The organism is Roseateles saccharophilus, assembly GCF_031458095.1.
Lineage (GTDB): Bacteria > Pseudomonadota > Gammaproteobacteria > Burkholderiales > Burkholderiaceae_C > Pelomonas > Pelomonas saccharophila_A.
Map to the genome: position 1 here is coordinate 877,332 of NZ_JAVDXU010000002.1, position 16,317 is coordinate 893,648.

The following is a 16,317-nucleotide window of genomic DNA, read 5'->3' on the forward strand; positions in this document are numbered from 1 at the left end:
GTGTCTCCGGTTCATTCTTCTTCAGAGGGGATCACGGGCCAGCCTTCGTCGGACCAGCTCAGGCGCTTGATGCGCAGATGCGGCTTGCCGCCGCGTTCGCCGTCATAGGCGTGGTGCACCAGCCAGTCGCCGACGACGTCCTGGTGGCCGGGACCCTTCCAGCGCGTACCGCCTGCGAGCAGCCGGGTGCCACCGCCGTCCATCAGCGCCTTGCCGTCGCGGTCGAAATAGGGGCCTTCGACGCTGCGCGCGCGGCCGACGGCGATGTTGTAGCTGCTGTCCACGCCGCGGCAGCAGAGGTCAAGGGATGCGAACAGATAGATCCAGTCGCCGTGCCGCACGAGGGTGGGCGCTTCGACGCCGGCCTTGCGGCGGGCGATGAAGCGCGTCTCGCCGATGGGGCGCAGGGTGTCGGCATTCAGCTCGGTGAGGCGGATGCCGCCCCAGAAGGAGCCATAACTCAGCCACAGCTTGCCGTCGGTGTCGGCGAAGAGGTCGGGGTCGATGGCGTTGAAGTTGTCGCTCGCCACGCTCTGCACGACCAGGCCTTCGTCGCGCCACTCGCTGGCGTCCGGCTTGTCGCTGCTGACCAGGCCGATGGCCGAGCGGTTCTTGCCGAAGGTGGAGATGGAGTACAGCGCCCAGACGCGGCCCCGGTGGGCGAACAGCTTGGGTGCCCAGACGTCCAGGCCCTTGTGCTCGGGCACGGCCTCGGCCCACCAGGCGGGTGGCTCGCTGAACACCGGTGCCAGGCGGCGCCAGGTCTTGCCGCTATCGGTGGACTCCAGCCGCTGCAGCCCTTTGCCCGTCGTGAAGACAAACCAGCGCTCGCCCTGGATCAGCAGTGTGGGGTCATGCGCGCCCGTGTCGCCCTGAAGTTCCAGCGCGAGCGCGGATGCGCTCAGGCACAGCGCCAGCAGCGCTGCCAGCCAGCGCATCACTTGCCCCAGCGCAGGACCAGGGGATCGAGTCGTTTGGCCGCGTCGAGCAGGCCGGCGCGCACTTCGGGGCTCATTTCGGGGAAGGGGTGGCGAGGCGCATCGCTCTTGATGACGCCGCCTTCCTTCATCAGCGCCTTGGCGGTCAGGATGCCGCCCTGGCGGTTCTCGTAGTTGATCAGCGGCAGCCAGCGGCCGTACTGGACGACGGCCTCCTCGCGGTCACCGGCGTGGAAGGCGTCGAAGATCTTGCGGATGCCGTCGGGGAAGCCGCCGCCCGTCATCGCGCCGGTGGCGCCGGCGTCCAGGTCGGCCAGCAGCGTGATGGCCTCTTCTCCGTCCCACGGGCCTTCAATGGCCGCACCGCCGACGCGGATCAGCTCGCGCATCTTGCTGGCGGCCTGGGGCATCTCCAGCTTGAAGTACTTCACGTTGGCTATTGTTTGGGCCATGCGTGCCAGCAGCGGCACCGACAGCGGCGTGCCGGCCACCGGGGCGTCCTGGATCATGATGGGAATCGAGATCGCATCGGACAGGCGCTGGTAGAAGCTCTCGATCTGGCCTTCGGACACGCGGAAGGTGGCGCCGTGATACGGCGGCATGACCATGACCATGGCCGCGCCGAGCGATTGCGCCAGTTGGCTGCGCTCGATGCAGATCTGCGTCGAGTAATGCGTCGTCGTGACGATGACGGGCACGCGGCCGGCCACATGCTCGAGGATGGCGCGGGTCAGGGTCTCGCGCTCGGCATCCGACAGCACGAACTGCTCGGAGAAGTTGGCGAGGATGCACAGGCCGGTGGAGCCGGCGTCGATCATGAAGTCGACGCAGCGCAGCTGGCCGGGGAGGTCCAGCGTGCCGTCGGCGTGGAAGATGGTCGGAACGACGGGGAAGACGCCGCGATAGGGGCGGGTGGTGGAGGCGCTCATGATGCGGGCCTTTGTCTCTGGGAAGTTGAATGCAGGCACCGACGGGCGGGCCCGGCCAGCTGTCTTCGCCGGCATTGGCCGTCATTAAAGTATGACTATTTATGCGAGATCATCGGGGTTAACCCGAAATTACTCGTCTTTTCAAAGAAAAAAGTATGACTAATAATCCATCCATCGCCGGGCCAAAGCAGCCGGGCCGCCTATCGCAGGAGACAGTTCGATGAGTTCTTACGCCCGCTACCCCAGCCTTCAGGACCGGGGCGTCCTGATCACCGGCGGGGCCACCGGCATCGGCGAGACCCTGGTCGAGGCCTTTGCCGCCCAGGGCGCCAAGGTGGCCTTCATCGACCTGGCCGCGGATGAGGGCCAGGCGCTGGCCGCCCGCCTCGCGGGCTCGCGCCATGCGCCGCAGTTCGCGGCGGCCGACCTGTCCAACGTCGAATCCCTGCGCTCGGCGGTCGCTGCCTTGCGCGAGCGCACGGGCCCTTTCACGGTCCTGCTGAACAACGCCGCCAACGACAAGCGCCACGCCGTCGAAGAGACCACGCCCGAGTTCTGGGACGCCAGCGTCGCCGTCAACATCAAGCACCAGTTCTTCACGGCCCAGGCCGTGCTGGCCGACATGAAGGCGGCGGGCGGTGGCTCCATCATCAACTTCGGCTCCATCAGCTGGATGCTCAAGCAGGGTGGCATGCCGGCCTACACGGCCAGCAAGGCCGCGGTCCAAGGGCTGACGCGCTGCCTGGCGCGCGACTTCGGACCGCACAAGATCCGCGTCAACACGCTGGCGCCGGGCTGGGTCATGACCGAGAAGCAATTGAAGCTCTGGGTCACCGAAGAGACCAAGAAGGAAATCGCCAAGGGCCAGTGCATCGACGAGCCGTTGATGCCTCAGCACATCGCTTCGATGGCGCTGTTCCTCGCAGCGGATGACAGCGCCATGTGCACCGCGCAGGACTTCATCGTCGACGGCGGCTGGGCCTGATGAGCATGCAGAGGCGCGACTACGGCCGCCTGCCCGATGGCCGGCCGGTGCATGAATACACCCTCAGCAACGGCCTCGGCTTGAAGCTGACCGCCATCACGCTGGGCGGCATCGTCACCGGCCTGTGGGTGCCGGACGCCCAGGGCCAGAGCGGCAATGTCGTGCTGGGCTTCGACAACCTGGACGACTATGTGCACCGCAACCCGTCCTTCGGCATCATCGTCGGGCGCTACGGCAACCGCATTGCCGGCGCCCGCTTCGAGCTGGACGGCGAGGTCCACCTGCTGGGTTGCAACGACGGGCTCAACTGCCTGCATGGCGGCACCGAGGGCTTCGGCCATCGGCTGTGGAACGCCGCACCCGCGGAGCCCCGCGCCGGTGAGGCCGAAGCGCTTTTGTTCACTTACACGAGCCCGCATGGCGAGCAAGGCTTCCCGGGCGAGCTGCAGGTCAGCGTGCGCTACTCGGTCAGCGCCACCGACAACAGCTGGCGCATCGACTACGAAGCCACGACCGACCGCGCCACCGTCGTCAACCTGACCCACCACGACTACTTCAACCTCGCCGGCGACGGCAGCGTGCTGCGCCATCGCCTGACCATTCCCGCGTCGCGCTACAGCGAGGTCGACGAGCACCTGATCCCGCAGCGCCACGCGCCGGTGGACGGCACGCCTTTCGACTTCCGCCAACCAACGGCGATCGTGGCGCGTATCCGCAAGGCCCATCCCCAGCTGCTGATCGGCAAGGGCTATGACCACAACTGGCTGCTCGACGGCGAGCTGAACGCCGACGGCGTTCGCCACGCCGCCACGCTGGAAGATCCCCACTCAGGCCGCCGCATGGAGGTGCTGACCAGCGAGCCGGCCATGCAGTTCTATTCCGGCAATTTCCTCGACGGCAGTCTGGCCGGGCCGAACGGGCGCATCTACCGCCAGGGCGACGGCCTGTGCCTGGAGACCCAGCACAACCCCGACTCGCCGCACCACGAAGCCAGCAGCGACTGGCCTTCGACGGTGCTGAGGCCCGGTGAGACGTGGCGCAGCACCACAATCCATCGCTTCTCCTGACGAGGATCGCGCCATGGACCTGCCCGCCCACCAACTGACGATGACGGTGCTGATGACACCGGACACGGCCAACTTTGCCGGCAACGTCCACGGCGGCAACATCCTCAAGCTGCTGGACCAGGTGGCCTATGCCTGCGCCAGCCGCTATGCCGGGCGCTATGTCGTCACGCTGTCAGTGGACCGCGTCATCTTCCGCCAAGCCATCCACGTCGGCGAGCTGGTCACCTTCCTGGCCAGTGTCAACATGACCGGCACCTCGTCGATGGAAGTCGGCATCAAGGTGGTGGCCGAGAACATCCGCACCCAGGAAACCCGCCACGTGAACAGCTGCTATTTCACGATGGTGGCGGTGGGCGACGACAACAAGCCCGTGGCCGTCGCGCCGCTGCGGCCTTTCACGCCGGACGAACGCCGCCGCCACGCCGCGGCCATCGCCCGCAAACAGGCCCGCGCCAGCCTTGAAGCTCCCCCCGATGCCAGCTGAACACCCCTTCGCCCTCGCCCTTGCCCAGGCCAACAACCTCGGCGAAGGCATCCAGTGGCATGCCTCCAGCGGCCGCTGGTGGTGGACCGACATCGAAGGCGCCTGCATCTACGCCTGGACCCCCGGGGCCAGCGTCACGCTGCAGGTGCGCCTGCCCGAGCGCGTCGGCAGCTTCGTGCATGCACGCTCGGGAGCCCTCATCCTGGCCATGGCCAAGCGCCTGGCGCGCCTGACCCTGCCGGACCTGCAGGCGAGCGGCAGCATTGCGGCCGAGCCCGAGACGATCACGCCGCTGGAAGCCCATCTGCCCACCACGCGCGCCAACGACGGGCGTTGCGACCGCAGCGGCAACTTCGTCTTCGGCACGCTGGATGAGGCCAACCCGCGCCAGCGCATCGGCAGCTTCTACCAATACTCGCTGGCCCACGGCCTGCGCCGCCTGGCGCTGGATGGCGTGGGCATCTCCAACAGCATCTGCTTCAGCCCGAACGGCAAGCGCATGCACTACTGCGACACGACCACCACGCGCATGATGGTCTGTGACTACGACGCCGACAGCGCCCGCGTCAGCGAGCCGCGTCTTTTCGCGAAGAAGGAATTCGACGACAACTGCTGGCCCGATGGCTCCGTCATCGACGCCAAGGGTTGTCTGTGGAATGCGGAATGGGGCAATGCGGCAGTCGCCCGCTATGCGCCGGATGGCCGGCTGCTGGGGCGCTATTCGGTGCCGGTCAGCCACGTGACCTGCCCGGCCTTCGGCGGCCCGGAGGGCGACCAGCTGCTGGTCACGACCGCTCGTGAAGGCCTCAGCACCGCCGACCTGATGGCCCGTCCGCTGTCGGGCAGCTTGTTCGGCATGGTCGTCGAAGCCGGGCTCTATCTGCCCGACCCGCTGTTCAACGACGCCTGAACGCGTCGCGGAAGACGGCGCCGTCGCCATCCACGCCGGTGGCCGCCGGCAGCCCCATCAGCCGGCGCAGCAGCGGATAGACCTCGACGTTGTCGAAGTCCGGCAGCACCCGAGGCCCGGTGAAGGCGGGGCCGGTCGCGATGAACAGCGAGTTCATTTCCGGTGCCATGTGGTCGTAGCCATGGTTGCCGCCGGTGGCGGCCTTGCGCGGCGCGCTGGCCAGCACCAGCCAGCCCGGCTGGGCCAGACACAGGATCGGTGGAATGCGCGGGTTCGAACCGTAGTGGAAGCGCGCCGGGATGTCGGTCTTGCGCCAGCACTGCATGTGCTCGTGCGCAACGAGCAAGGCCTTCTCGACCTGCGCTTGCATGCCGGGCAGGGGTGCGAGGCTGGCGAAGGTGCCGGTCTCGACGAGGTGGTAGAGCTTGGGGTCGACCAGCTTGTCGAGCGGGATCGTGCGTTCGCTGCTGGTGGCGGCCATGCCGTGGTCCGCCACGATGACGAGATTGGCCGGCTGGGCCAGCTCCTTCAGGCCGGCCAGCAGCGCGCGAATCGCGCCGTCGACCTGGGCCACGGCCTGCGTGGTTTGTGCGCTGTCCGGACCGTAGTCATGGCCGGCGGTGTCGACCTTCTCGAAGTACACCGTGACGAACTTCGGGCGGATCTCGGCGGGCCGGCGCAGCCAGTCCAGCACCGTATTGACGCGCTGCACGTCGGTGATGGCCTGGTGGTATTGCATCCAGTCCGAGGGGCGCGTGCCCTCGACCTGCTTGTGGCCGTCGACATCTTCCATGCCGCCGATGGCGACGTTGGCGCCCGGCCAGAACATGACGGCGGTGCGCACGCCGGCCTTCTCCGCATCCACCCAGATCGGCGGTGCCGCGTTCCACCACCAGGGGTCGTCCGTGGCCATCGTGAAGGGCGTCTTGCGCTCGGGCGACTCCATCCGGTTGCCGACGATGCCATGGCGGTCCGGGCGCAGGCCCGTCACCAGCGTCCAATGGTTGGGAAAGGTCTTGGTCGGAAAGGAAGGGTGCATGACGCCCGAGACGCCATCGGCCGCCAGCTGCGACAGCGTGGGACTCACGCCGCGCCGCAGGTAGTCCTCGCGGAAGCCGTCGATGGACACGAGGATGGTCACGGGCTGGCGCGACTCGGTGGCGGTCGGCGCCTGCGTGGCACAGCCGGTCAGGCCCAGCACGATGGCCGTCAGCAGGCTTGCGGCGGTGGTGGCTGCGCCGAGCAAGGGCCGGGCATCGCGAGGAGGTGTCGGCATGAGGGACGCTGAAGAAAAGCCGTCCTTCACTTTAGCGGCGGTCGCGCCGGCCAGAGTCCGCTTCCACCCCCGAAGTCGGCGCCAGCCGCCGCCTAGCGCCGGCCGGGCTTCTGCACCCAGGCATCCATCCAGTCCGAGCCCGACAGCACTCGGCGCGAGCGCCACATCTCGTCGCGTGGCTGCGGGCTGACGGGCGTTGCAGGCCGGGCCTGGGTCGCCGGCTGGCGGGGCTCCAGGGCGGTGGCCGTGAAGCTGAAGTGTTGAAGGCGTCGCATGCGACCTCCTCTGGCATCGAGACAGCGCCACCGTAGGCAGTGGCGCGTCAAGAACGCATAAGGAGGGCTGGCGGACTACTTGCCGATGCAAAAACTGCTGAAGATGACGCCGAGCAACTCGTCCGCCGAGAAGGCGCCGGTGATTTCGCCCAGGGCGTCATGGGCCAGGCGCAGCTCCTCGGCCAGCAGGTCCAGGGCGGCGTCGCGCTGTTCGGCGATGCCGCGGGCCTGTTCCAGGTGCTCGGCCGTGCGGGCCAGGGCCTGCACATGGCGCTCGCGGGCGATGAACAGACCTTCGGGCACCGCCTGCCAGCCCGCCGTCTGCAGCAGGCGCTGGCGCAGCGCCTCCAAGCCCTCACCCGTCTTCAGGCTCAGCGCGATCTCGCCCGCAGGCGCTGCGGCCAGGTCGGCCTTGTTGAAGACCTGCACGATGCGGCTCGTGTCGACGCCGGCCAGCCGCGCACGGATGCGCTCGTCCTCGGCCTCGTAGTCGGGCTGGCCGACGCGGCCCAGGTCGTGCAGGAAGAGCACGACGTCGGCATCGGCGATGGCATCCCAGGAGCGTGACACACCGATGCGCTCGACCTCGTCGGCCGTCGAGTCGCGCAGGCCGGCCGTGTCGGTGACGTGCAGGGGCACGCCTTCGATCTGGATGGTCTGGCTGACCTTGTCGCGCGTCGTGCCGGGAATGGGCGTGACGATGGCCAGCTCGGCGCCGGCCAACGCATTCAGCAGCGAACTTTTGCCGACATTGGGCTGGCCGGCGAGCACGACCTTGAGGCCATCGCGCAGCAGCGCGCCCTGGCGCGTGCGGGCCTGCACAGCACTGAGCTGCGCGGTCAGGCGATCCAGCCGGCCGAAGGCATCGGCCTTCTCAAGGAAGTCGATTTCTTCCTCGGGGAAGTCCAGCGTCGCCTCGACCAGCATGCGCAGCTGGATGAGCTGGTCGCGCAGCACACCCACCTCCTGCGACAGCGCGCCACCCAGCGCCCGGCTCGCGCTGCGCGCGGCAGCCTCGGTGCTGGCGTCGATGAGGTCGGCCACCGCCTCGGCCTGGGCGAGGTCGAGCTTGCCGTTCAGGAAGGCGCGCTGCGTGAACTCACCCGGTTCGGCCAGGCGGAGGTTTGCACCCGCTTCGATGACCCGCGCCAGCAGCAACTGCATGACGACGGCGCCGCCATGGGCCTGCAGTTCCAGCACATGCTCGCCGGTGTAGGAGTGCGGTGCCGGGAAGTGCAGGGCCAGGCCCTGGTCGATGGCCGCGCCGCTCGCGTCGCGGAACGGCAGGTAAGTCGCTTCGCGGGCTTTCAGCGGCCGGCCGCAAACGGCTTCGATGAGCGGCGTCAGGTCTTGCGGCGACGACACGCGCACGATGCCAACGGCGCCACGACCTGGCGCGGTGGCAATGGCGGCAATGGGGTCGGCGTGGCGGGACAGCATGGATGCGATTGTCGCGGCCCAAAAGAAACAGCCGCTCGAGGGAGCGGCTGCATCAGGCGTTGGCGCGGGGGAGGCTCGGTTCGAGTGCTCTCGTGAGACTCGTCCGGGCCGGTGTTCTCTGCCCCGCGGAGCTATTGAACTGCCAACGCCGGGCAGAAAGAAGCCCCCGGCTGCGGGGGCTCATATGGGGGGTGTGAATCAGTTCACGCCCAACCGTTTGTTGATGAGCCACTGCTGGGCGATGGACAGGATGTTGTTCGTCAGCCAGTACAGCACCAGGCCGGACGGGAAGACAAAGAACATGACGCCAAAGGCCACGGGCATGATCCACATCATCTTCTGCTGCATGGGATCGGCGGCCGGCGGGTTGAGCCAGACCTGGAACAGGCTGGACGCCATCATCAGCAGCGGCAGGATGAAGTAGGGGTCACGCACCGACAGATCGGTGATCCACAGCGTCCACGGCGCCTGGCGCATCTCGACGGTGGACAGCAGCACCCAGTACAGGGCCATGAAGATGGGCATCTGCAGGAAGATGGGCAGGCAGCCGCCGATGGGGTTGATCTTCTCCTCGCGGTAGATCTTCATCATCTCCTGCTGCATTTCCTGCGGCTTGTCCTTCAGGCGCTCCTTCATCTCGTTGATGCGCGGCGCCACCGCCTTCATGCGGGCCATGGACTTGTAGGCGCTGGCGTTCAGGCTGTAGAGGGCGATCTTCAGCAGCAGCACCAGGGCGACGATGGTCCAGCCCCAGTTGCCGATCAGGCCATGCAGCTTGTCCAGCAGCCAGAACAGCGGCTCGGCCAGGATGGTCAGCATGCCGTAGTCCTTGACGCGCTCCAGGCCCGGAGCCAGCTTGGAGAGGTTGTTCTCCTCCTGCGGGCCGGCGAAGAGGGTGGCCTGCTGGGTCACGCTGGTGTCGGGCTGCAGCGTCGGCAGCGTAAAGACCATGCCGGCGGCATAGGTGTCGCCGCGCACACCGGCCTGGCCGGCCAGCTTGCGCACGAAGAATTCGCGGTTGCCGGGTTCGTTGACGAGCCAGGCGCTGGCGAAATAGTGCTGGACCATCGAGACCCAGCCGTCGTTGGCCTGCTTCTCGATGTCGACCTTGCCCTTGTCGATGTCCTCGAACTTGAGGGTCTTGAACTTGGTCTTGTCGTTGTAGATCGCCGGGCCGGTGAAGCTGGGCGTGAAGGCCGCGCCGCCGGTGACGGTGCTGCCATCGCGCACCAACTGCAGATAGACCTGGGGCGTGACCGGGGCGGCGCCGTGGTTGACGACCTCATGCGTGACGCCCACCGTGTAGGCGCCGCGCTTGAAGGTGAAGGTCTTGATCAGCTTGACACCGCCGACCTCGGCCGACTCCAGTCGCAGCTTGACCTCGTCCTGGCCGTCCTTGAGCTCGCGCTCGCCGGCGACGGGCGTCATCGGCGTCGTGTGGGCGGGCAGCGGGCCCTGGGCACTGACCAGGCCGGTCTGGGCGCGGTAGTGCTGGGCGGCGTTGAACAGGACGACGGGCTCGGGCGTGAACTCGGGCTTCTTCTGCAGATGCACCATCTGCAGCAGCTGGTCGGTCACCGTCGGGTCGGGCGAGGTCAGGTATTTGGGCAGCTCGGCGCGGACGATGTCGCCACCCAGGGTGTCCACGGTGACCGTCAGCACGTCGGTGCGGATGGTGATCTTCTCGGAAGGCGCCGCAGCCGCAGTGGCGGCAGTCGTTGCCGGAGCCTGGCCCGCCACGCTGGTGGCCGCGGGCACGCCGCCCGAGGCGGGCGTGGCCGGTGCCGTCGACACGGCCTTGGGCGTCGGGCTGAACATCGAAGGATGCCCGTTGTGCTTTTGCCAGCCGTCCCAGAGCAGGACGAGGGACATCGTGAACACCACCCACAGCACGGTGCGGCGAATATCAGTCATGGAAGGACTCGGGAGAGGAGGACGGCGCGCAAGGCACCGGGGACGTCAGGCGGGAAAACAGGCGCGGCGGATTGTCAGGCACGGGATCGTGCCCGCCGGCGCAGAACGGGTGGCAGCGCAGGATGCGATGCACGGTCAGATAGCTGCCGGCCAGGGCACCATGCTTTTCCAGCGCCGCCAGCGAATAGCGCGAGCAGGTCGGCTCGAAACGGCAGGCATTGCCCAACCAGGGGCTGAGCATCAGGCGATAGCCGCGCACGACGGCCATCAGAGCGCGGGCCGGCCAACTGGGCTTCATGCCTTGGGCGCCGGCTTGGGCGCCATGGCTTTGTCCAGCAGCTGCGCCAGTTCGGCCCGGGCGGCGGCTCGCAGCGCGTCGGACGCGGCGCTGGGGAACTTCTGGCGGTCAAAAGGCGAGCGCAAGCGGACAACCCACAAACCCGGCGGCATGCCGGGACGCTCGGCAAATGCGGCGCGGATCTGGCGCTTCAAGAGCTGGCGCGTCACCGAACGCTTGGCATGCCGCTTGGGAACGACGATGCCCACCCAGCAGCCTTCAGGCGCAGCGGGCGGGTCTTGTTCCACAGGGTTGTGAACAGGCTGTGATTCGCCTGTTGATAACTCGGCTGAGGCTGTGCGCAACTTTGCGGCGTGCCAGGCGCTGGGCGCCGGATTGGCCGAAAGGTGGTGCAGCGCGAAATGCGCGCTGCGAGCCCGGCTCTGGCGGCCGAGCACACGCTCAAAGTCCACCGGGCGTTGCAGCTTGCCGATCATCATCGGTTGCCCGGAGGCTGACGACGCACGCAGGCGTCGTCGCGCGGCTTAGACGGCCAGGCGCTTGCGGCCCTTGGCGCGGCGAGCGGCGATGACGGCACGGCCACCGCGGGTCTTCATGCGCACGAGGAAACCGTGGGTACGAGCGCGGCGGGTCTTGGAGGCTTGATAGGTACGCTTCATGGGAGACCTCTTTTGAGGGTTTGTTCAGGCTGGGCGCAGCGGTTGGCACCCGGCAGAAAGGCCGGCGCCCTCAGGAGGATTCCGGCTAAAAAAGCGCATGGCGAACGAGTCGCAATGCGCGAAAACCCGTGATTACAGCAGAAGCGGCCGGCGCGGTCAATAAGTCGCCCCTCTCAAGCCGGGTTTGCCAGGGATTGACCCCTTCCGAAATTCTGTGGATAACCCACGGTTTGGGTGGCCCCGGATCCGTACAATCCAGCCGCTCGAGAACAAGTTTTCCACAATGAGCCTAGAAGAACAGAACGGGGCGGACGGGGTGCAGGTGACAGCGGGCATGAATTCGGCGGATTGGGCATCGGACCTGTGGCGGCGCGGCTGTGAGCGCCTGGCCACCGAGCTTCCCGAGCAGCAGTTCAACACCTGGATCCGTCCGCTGCCGCCGGCGACGGTGGCCGGCGAGAGCGCCGACGCCGCCAGTGCGCTGATCGCGACGCTGAAGGTTCCCAACCATTTCAAGCGCGACTGGATCCGTCGCCAGTACGCCGCCCGCATCGAAGCCATCCTGACCGAACTGGCCGGCCGCCCGACGCGGCTGGAGCTGGCCCTGGTTGCCCGCGAGCCCTCCGCCGCCGCCATCAGCCTGCCAGCCAGCCAGGTGCCCGCGCCCCAGCAGCCGGCCGCCCAGGCCGAGTTGAGCGCGGCGCTGAGGCCGGTCGTCCAGCCGGCCACGTCCACCGTCATGCTGCCCTCGCAAGGCCCGGCCGCCAGCAAGCACCGCATCAACCAGCAGCTGACCTTCGACACCCTGGTCCCCGGCCGCGCCAACCAGATGGCCCGCACGGCCGCCCTGCATGTGGCCGGCGCTCCTGGCATCACCTATAACCCGCTGTTCATCTACGGCGGCGTCGGCCTGGGCAAGACCCATCTGATCCACGCCGTCGGCAACGCGCTGCTGAAGGACCGGCCGGACGCCCGGGTGCTCTATCTGCACGCCGAGCAATTCATCTCCGACGTCGTCAAGAACTACCAGCGCAAGACCTTTGACGAGCTGAAGGCCAAGTACCACTCCCTGGACCTGCTGCTCATCGACGATGTGCAGTTCTTCGCCGGCAAGGACCGCACCCAGGAAGAGTTCTTCAACGCCTTCGAGGCCCTGCTGGCCAAGAAGGCCCACATCATCATGACGTCGGACACCTACCCCAAGGGGCTGGTGGACATCGACGAGCGCCTGACCAGCCGCTTCGACGCCGGCCTGACGGTGGCCATCGAGCCGCCCGAACTGGAGATGCGCGTCGCCATCCTGATCAAGAAGGCCGAGGCCGAGGGCCAGCCCATGCCCGAGGACGTGGCCTTCTTCGTCGCCAAAAACGTGCGCGCCAATGTGCGTGAGCTGGAAGGCGCGCTGCGCAAGGTGCTGGCCTATGCCAAGTTCTCGCACAAGGAAATCAGCATCACGCTGGCCCGCGAGGCGCTGAAGGACCTGCTGTCCATCCAGAACCGACAGATCGGCGTGGAGAACATCCAGAAGACGGTGGCCGACTTCTACAAGATCAAGGTCGCCGACATGTACTCCAAGAAGCGGCCGGCCAGCATCGCCCGGCCGCGCCAGATCGCGATGTACCTGGCCAAGGAGCTGACGCAGAAGAGCCTGCCCGAGATCGGCGAACTTTTCGGCGGGCGGGACCACACCACCGTGCTGCACGCGGTGCGCAAGATCGGCGGCGAGCGCCAGAAGAACACCGAGCTGAACCAGCAGCTGCATGTGCTCGAGCAGACGCTCAAGGGCTAAAGGCCCTCAGTCGTCGTCGATTTCGTCGTACACCTCCAGGAAGGCCGCGAGGAATTCGGGCGACGCGCTCAGCGTCAGCGTGACGGTGAGCCAGCCGCCCTCCTCCTGCTGCACGAGCAGCTCATGGTCCCAGGCATTGCCGTCCTCGACGGGGCCCTGGCGGCCGGGAAAGTGGGCCTGGGCCCAGTCCAGCACCTGCCGGGCCTCGGCCAGCACCGCCGCGTGCTCGGCCGCGCGGGTCGAGGCCATGGCCTCCAGCGTGGCGATGCCGTCGTCGCCGTCGCTGAAGTCGAAGATCAGATAGCGCATGGCGCGCAAGACTACTCCAGCGCGTAGATCCTCACGGCGCTGACTTCCTGGCGCGACCAGGTGCTGCGCAGGCCGAACCAGCCCTGCTTCAGCGGACTCGCGTCGCGGTGCTCGAAGAAGAGCTGGCCATCGACATAGACCGCCGAGCGGCCGCCCTTGACCAAGGTCTGGACGAGGTAGTCGTGGTTGGGCTTGAGCAGGTGGTCAGTGTCCAGCCTCTCCTGCAAGAGCGTGCGCTGGCCGCCTTCGTACTTGCGCAGCCGCGTGCTGGTGTTGCCGTTGCCGCCGATGCCGAAGTAGTAGAGGCTGAGTCCGTCATAGGACTCGAAGACGCCATTGCGACCCAGCGGCGAGCCGCCACCGGGCGCGGTCGCCATCCAGAACTGGTTGAGGTCGCTGAGCCTGTCGTTGGCGCCGCCCTGCATGACGATGCGACGGCAGTATTCGATGAGGAGGTTGCCGCTCAGACGCCGGTTCAGCCAGACGGTGACGCCGCCGGCGGTGTCCAGGACAAGCCGGCCATTGCCGGCGTTCACTGTCGAGCCTGGCTTGGCTTCGATCTCGGCGACCCAGGTCTTGCTGTCCGGTGCCTGCTCAAAGTCGTCACTGAAGATCAGCCGGCCGCGTTCACCGAACGCAGCCGGATCGGCCACCGCCGCGCCACTGAACGCCAAGCTCAGCAGCAGCGCGCGGCGCGAGACCTTCATGGCCTGCAGGCTGGCGACGGGTTGGCGGCCGGACCCGCAGTCGTCTGCGCGATGGGCGCTTCAATCGTGCCGTCGGGCTTGTAACGCAGCTCCTCCACGGCCACCGAGCGCCGGAACTCGCCACCGCCGGGCAGCTTGCCGTTGTGATAGACGATGTAGCTGCGGCCGTTGAAATCGAAGACGGCGTGGTGGACGGTGTTGACGCCCTCGTTCCTGTTCATCAGCACGCCACGCGGCGTCCAGGGGCCGGTGGCGCTGGGACCGGTCATGTAGACGGTTTCCTCGGGGAAGTCGCGCGAATAGCTCAGGTAGTAGGTGCCGGCGTGCTTGTGCAGATAGCTGGCCTCGGTGAAGCGCTCGGCCGCCACGACCTGGATGGGACCGTCGAGCTCCGTCATGGTGGGTTTGAGCTTCACATACTTCATGACCGTGTTGCCCCAGTACAGCCAGGCCTGGCCATCATCGTCGACAAAGATGGCCGGGTCGATGTCGTCCCAGGCAATGTCGGTCTGCTTCGTCATGTCGTTGGTGACGAGCGCCTTGCCAAGGGCATCCACGAAGGGGCCCGTCGGCGAGTCGGACACGGCTACGCCGATGGCGAAGCCGGGCACCGTGGCGTGTTCCACCGTCGAATAGAACCAGTACTTGCCGTTGCGCTTGGCGACGTCCGACGCCCAGGCGCGGCCCTTGGCCCAGGCGAAGGTCTTGGCCTTGAGCGGCACGCCGTGGTCCTGCCAGTGGGCCATGTCGCAGCTGGAGAAGACGCGCCACTCGTGCATGACGTAGTCCTTGCCACCCACCGGCGCTTCATCGCGACCGGCGTAGAGGTAGACCCGCCCGCCATCGACGAGGACGGCGGGGTCGGCCGTGTAGAGCTGGGGAAAGAGCGGGTTGGCGGCCTGTGCCGCAGCCGCGCAGAGGGCCAGCGCACCCGAGAGAAGTTGCTTCAGCATCGCGTTCCTGGTTTGAAGGTGCGGCAGGTCATTTCATGACCCACTCGAGGGTCACGCGGCGGGTCGCCGAGCCGTCACGCAGGGTCGCCGGGTCCGGCGCGCTGCGGGGCATGGCGGCGACACGGTCGAGCGTCGCCTGGTCGAGCTCGTGCTCCAGGGCCAGCGCCAGCGGGCTGCCCAGGCTGGCGGCATGCAGCTCGCGACGTTGGATGAAGGTGTGCAGCGGCATGCCGGCGGCGTCGACCTCCTGCTGCGCGACGACGCGGCCCTCCAGCCCCAGCTGGCGCGCAACGCGCGGGTATCCGCCGGCGTCGACGGCTTCAGCGCCACTGCGCGGCTGGCCGGTGAGCAGGAAGTCCTGCGAACGCGGGGCCAGTGCGGTGCGCCAGGCCAGCATGGCCTGCCGAGGGCCGAGCCGCTTCAGCCGGACCTGCTCCTGGCTCCACCAGCGCAGCAGCTCGCAGCGCTGGGCAGGGGGTTGGCTCGCCAGCGTCCAGCCCGGCGCCTGCACCGCCGTGCGCAGCGCCTCAGGCATGCCGGCCAGCGTCTTGGCGGCATTGGCGGGCGCCAACGCCGGCACCAGCCCGTCCTCCAGCGCACGCTCCGCCGGCGGCAACACCTCACGCGCCTCCTGGCCCCAGCGCGACAGGCGTGCGGCCTCGCCGGCCCACGCCGCCGCGCGCTGGTCCGCGGGCAGGGCGTCGATCAGCGTCGCCATCTGCGCGGCCGGCTCGATGTCGGCCAGGTTCGCACACAGCCCGCCCCGGCGCAGCGCCTCGATCCAGACGGCATCGCTGGCGTGGGGCTCGGCATCGGAGAACCACAGCGCCGCCTCGTTGACCGTGCGCGCCGACAGCTGCAATGCCGCCTGCTTCAGGTCAACCTTGCGGTCAGCCTTGCGCTTGACGGACATGTCCGTGTTGGCGGCCACCGCCTGCTCCTGCCACGCCGGCCACACGGCTGCCGCGCGTTCGCGGTGAGGTTGCAGTACGGCCTCGGCCAGGGCGCGTCCGTCGGCAGAGAGCTTGAGCGAGGCTGGCAGTTCGAACAGGTGGTCCACCAGTTGGCGCGGCAGAGCCAGCATCCCCTGGTCCTTCTCGAGAGCATCGAGCTGCTTTTTCTTCTCGGCCCTCGCATCGCTGCGCAAGCGGTCGTACTCCGTGACGCGCCGAGACTCTTCCTTGAACTCGCGCAGCTTCTGCACGTCGCCTTGCGCCGCCCCCGGCAGAGCGTCCGGGACCCCGGGGCCGGCAGCGGGTGGCTGAGCCAGCGAGTGCGATGCGCAGACCAGCATCAGCAGGCCCGCGATCGTCACGCTGCCCAGACGACCGGACTGCTTGCGAGCAGCAATGAACAGATCCATGAATCTTTCCATTCCAGGATG

Annotated in this window: 18 protein-coding genes; 5 read left to right on the forward strand and 13 right to left on the reverse strand. The window is 67.7% G+C overall.

Going from position 1 to position 16,317, the window contains the following annotated elements:
- Positions 1 to 11: 11 nt before the first annotated feature.
- Together J2X20_RS16705 and J2X20_RS16710 are read right to left on the reverse strand one after the other, a co-directional pair.
- A complete protein-coding gene (locus tag J2X20_RS16705; protein WP_310266838.1) occupies positions 12 to 938 on the reverse strand; it encodes an arabinan endo-1,5-alpha-L-arabinosidase in 927 nt (308 codons plus the stop codon).
- Positions 938 to 1,867, reverse strand: a complete 930-nt coding sequence (locus J2X20_RS16710; protein ID WP_310266840.1) for a dihydrodipicolinate synthase family protein — start codon at positions 1,865 to 1,867, stop codon at positions 938 to 940. The genes J2X20_RS16705 and J2X20_RS16710 overlap by 1 nt, the downstream gene beginning before the upstream one ends.
- Positions 1,868 to 2,087: 220 nt before the next feature.
- Between J2X20_RS16710 and J2X20_RS16715 the strand changes: the two genes are divergently transcribed.
- Genes J2X20_RS16715 through J2X20_RS16730 form a run of 4 tightly spaced genes read left to right on the forward strand, consistent with a single transcriptional unit; the run spans position 2,088 to position 5,313 of the window.
- Positions 2,088 to 2,852 (forward strand): SDR family NAD(P)-dependent oxidoreductase, encoded by a 765-nt coding sequence (locus tag J2X20_RS16715; protein WP_310266841.1) that lies wholly within the window; start codon positions 2,088 to 2,090, stop codon positions 2,850 to 2,852.
- Positions 2,852 to 3,919, forward strand: a complete 1,068-nt coding sequence (locus tag J2X20_RS16720; RefSeq protein ID WP_310266843.1) for an aldose epimerase family protein — start codon at positions 2,852 to 2,854, stop codon at positions 3,917 to 3,919. Before J2X20_RS16715 ends, J2X20_RS16720 begins: the two co-directional genes overlap by 1 nt.
- A 13-nt stretch (positions 3,920 to 3,932) precedes the next feature.
- The gene (locus tag J2X20_RS16725; RefSeq protein WP_310266846.1) at positions 3,933 to 4,403 is read left to right on the forward strand and encodes an acyl-CoA thioesterase; all 471 of its coding nucleotides are present in this window, start codon (positions 3,933 to 3,935) and stop codon (positions 4,401 to 4,403) included.
- Entirely contained in the window at positions 4,393 to 5,313 is a 921-nt protein-coding gene (locus J2X20_RS16730; protein WP_310266848.1) for an SMP-30/gluconolactonase/LRE family protein, read from the forward strand. The genes J2X20_RS16725 and J2X20_RS16730 overlap by 11 nt, the downstream gene beginning before the upstream one ends.
- Here the strand turns inward: J2X20_RS16730 and J2X20_RS16735 are convergent.
- From J2X20_RS16735 to rpmH, 7 genes are all read right to left on the reverse strand, one after another.
- Complete coding sequence (locus J2X20_RS16735) at positions 5,300 to 6,589, reverse strand: alkaline phosphatase family protein (protein WP_310266850.1); 1,290 nt, start codon at positions 6,587 to 6,589, stop codon at positions 5,300 to 5,302. The two genes, J2X20_RS16730 and J2X20_RS16735, sit on opposite strands and share 14 nt — an antisense overlap.
- Positions 6,590 to 6,681: 92 nt before the next feature.
- Complete coding sequence (locus tag J2X20_RS16740) at positions 6,682 to 6,864, reverse strand: hypothetical protein (RefSeq protein WP_310266851.1); 183 nt, start codon at positions 6,862 to 6,864, stop codon at positions 6,682 to 6,684.
- Positions 6,865 to 6,939: 75 nt separating this feature from the next.
- Positions 6,940 to 8,304 (reverse strand): tRNA uridine-5-carboxymethylaminomethyl(34) synthesis GTPase MnmE, encoded by a 1,365-nt coding sequence (gene mnmE / locus J2X20_RS16745; RefSeq protein WP_310266853.1) that lies wholly within the window; start codon positions 8,302 to 8,304, stop codon positions 6,940 to 6,942.
- 198 nt (positions 8,305 to 8,502) lie between these two features.
- Positions 8,503 to 10,218 carry a membrane protein insertase YidC gene (yidC, locus tag J2X20_RS16750; RefSeq protein ID WP_310266856.1) on the reverse strand — a complete coding sequence of 572 codons (1,716 nt, stop codon included), beginning with the start codon at positions 10,216 to 10,218 and terminating at the stop codon, positions 8,503 to 8,505.
- Positions 10,211 to 10,516, reverse strand: coding sequence for a membrane protein insertion efficiency factor YidD (gene yidD, locus J2X20_RS16755; RefSeq protein WP_310266857.1), 306 nt, complete (start codon positions 10,514 to 10,516; stop codon positions 10,211 to 10,213). Before yidD ends, yidC begins: the two co-directional genes overlap by 8 nt.
- Complete coding sequence (locus J2X20_RS16760) at positions 10,513 to 10,995, reverse strand: ribonuclease P protein component (RefSeq protein WP_310266859.1); 483 nt, start codon at positions 10,993 to 10,995, stop codon at positions 10,513 to 10,515. The genes yidD and J2X20_RS16760 overlap by 4 nt, the downstream gene beginning before the upstream one ends.
- 45 nt (positions 10,996 to 11,040) lie before the next feature.
- Positions 11,041 to 11,175 carry a 50S ribosomal protein L34 gene (rpmH, locus tag J2X20_RS16765; RefSeq protein WP_054021782.1) on the reverse strand — a complete coding sequence of 45 codons (135 nt, stop codon included), beginning with the start codon at positions 11,173 to 11,175 and terminating at the stop codon, positions 11,041 to 11,043.
- Positions 11,176 to 11,509: 334 nt separating this feature from the next.
- Here rpmH and dnaA point away from each other — a divergent pair, with 334 nt between their 5' ends.
- The gene (gene dnaA / locus J2X20_RS16770; RefSeq protein ID WP_310266868.1) at positions 11,510 to 12,964 is read left to right on the forward strand and encodes a chromosomal replication initiator protein DnaA; all 1,455 of its coding nucleotides are present in this window, start codon (positions 11,510 to 11,512) and stop codon (positions 12,962 to 12,964) included.
- 6 nt (positions 12,965 to 12,970) lie between these two features.
- Here the strand turns inward: dnaA and J2X20_RS16775 are convergent, their stop codons facing one another.
- Genes J2X20_RS16775 through J2X20_RS16790 form a run of 4 tightly spaced genes read right to left on the reverse strand, consistent with a single transcriptional unit; the run spans position 12,971 to position 16,296 of the window.
- Positions 12,971 to 13,282, reverse strand: a complete 312-nt coding sequence (locus tag J2X20_RS16775; RefSeq protein WP_310266871.1) for a hypothetical protein — start codon at positions 13,280 to 13,282, stop codon at positions 12,971 to 12,973.
- A gap of 2 nt (positions 13,283 to 13,284) precedes the next feature.
- On the reverse strand, positions 13,285 to 13,980 hold the full coding sequence (locus J2X20_RS16780) for a DUF6250 domain-containing protein (RefSeq protein WP_310266873.1): 696 nt from the start codon (positions 13,978 to 13,980) through the stop codon (positions 13,285 to 13,287).
- Positions 13,977 to 14,933 carry a glycoside hydrolase family 43 protein gene (locus tag J2X20_RS16785; RefSeq protein ID WP_310266875.1) on the reverse strand — a complete coding sequence of 319 codons (957 nt, stop codon included), beginning with the start codon at positions 14,931 to 14,933 and terminating at the stop codon, positions 13,977 to 13,979. Before J2X20_RS16785 ends, J2X20_RS16780 begins: the two co-directional genes overlap by 4 nt.
- A gap of 28 nt (positions 14,934 to 14,961) precedes the next feature.
- A complete protein-coding gene (locus J2X20_RS16790) occupies positions 14,962 to 16,296 on the reverse strand; it encodes an energy transducer TonB (protein ID WP_310266877.1) in 1,335 nt (444 codons plus the stop codon).
- Positions 16,297 to 16,317 lie beyond the last annotated feature (21 nt).

Coding starts and splice junctions, on each gene's coding strand:
- dnaA (WP_310266868.1), top strand. CDS start 11,510: ATGAATTCGGCGGATTGGGCATCGGACCTGTGGCGGCGCGGCTGTGAG.
- J2X20_RS16735 (WP_310266850.1), bottom strand. CDS start 6,589: ATGCCGACACCTCCTCGCGATGCCCGGCCCTTGCTCGGCGCAGCCACC.
- J2X20_RS16785 (WP_310266875.1), bottom strand. CDS start 14,933: ATGCTGAAGCAACTTCTCTCGGGTGCGCTGGCCCTCTGCGCGGCTGCG.
- mnmE (WP_310266853.1), bottom strand. CDS start 8,304: ATGCTGTCCCGCCACGCCGACCCCATTGCCGCCATTGCCACCGCGCCA.
- J2X20_RS16715 (WP_310266841.1), top strand. CDS start 2,088: ATGAGTTCTTACGCCCGCTACCCCAGCCTTCAGGACCGGGGCGTCCTG.
- yidC (WP_310266856.1), bottom strand. CDS start 10,218: ATGACTGATATTCGCCGCACCGTGCTGTGGGTGGTGTTCACGATGTCC.
- J2X20_RS16790 (WP_310266877.1), bottom strand. CDS start 16,296: ATGGATCTGTTCATTGCTGCTCGCAAGCAGTCCGGTCGTCTGGGCAGC.
- yidD (WP_310266857.1), bottom strand. CDS start 10,516: ATGAAGCCCAGTTGGCCGGCCCGCGCTCTGATGGCCGTCGTGCGCGGC.
- J2X20_RS16730 (WP_310266848.1), top strand. CDS start 4,393: ATGCCAGCTGAACACCCCTTCGCCCTCGCCCTTGCCCAGGCCAACAAC.
- J2X20_RS16710 (WP_310266840.1), bottom strand. CDS start 1,867: ATGAGCGCCTCCACCACCCGCCCCTATCGCGGCGTCTTCCCCGTCGTT.
- J2X20_RS16725 (WP_310266846.1), top strand. CDS start 3,933: ATGGACCTGCCCGCCCACCAACTGACGATGACGGTGCTGATGACACCG.
- J2X20_RS16760 (WP_310266859.1), bottom strand. CDS start 10,995: ATGATGATCGGCAAGCTGCAACGCCCGGTGGACTTTGAGCGTGTGCTC.
- rpmH (WP_054021782.1), bottom strand. CDS start 11,175: ATGAAGCGTACCTATCAAGCCTCCAAGACCCGCCGCGCTCGTACCCAC.
- J2X20_RS16740 (WP_310266851.1), bottom strand. CDS start 6,864: ATGCGACGCCTTCAACACTTCAGCTTCACGGCCACCGCCCTGGAGCCC.
- J2X20_RS16720 (WP_310266843.1), top strand. CDS start 2,852: ATGAGCATGCAGAGGCGCGACTACGGCCGCCTGCCCGATGGCCGGCCG.
- J2X20_RS16705 (WP_310266838.1), bottom strand. CDS start 938: ATGCGCTGGCTGGCAGCGCTGCTGGCGCTGTGCCTGAGCGCATCCGCG.
- J2X20_RS16780 (WP_310266873.1), bottom strand. CDS start 13,980: ATGAAGGTCTCGCGCCGCGCGCTGCTGCTGAGCTTGGCGTTCAGTGGC.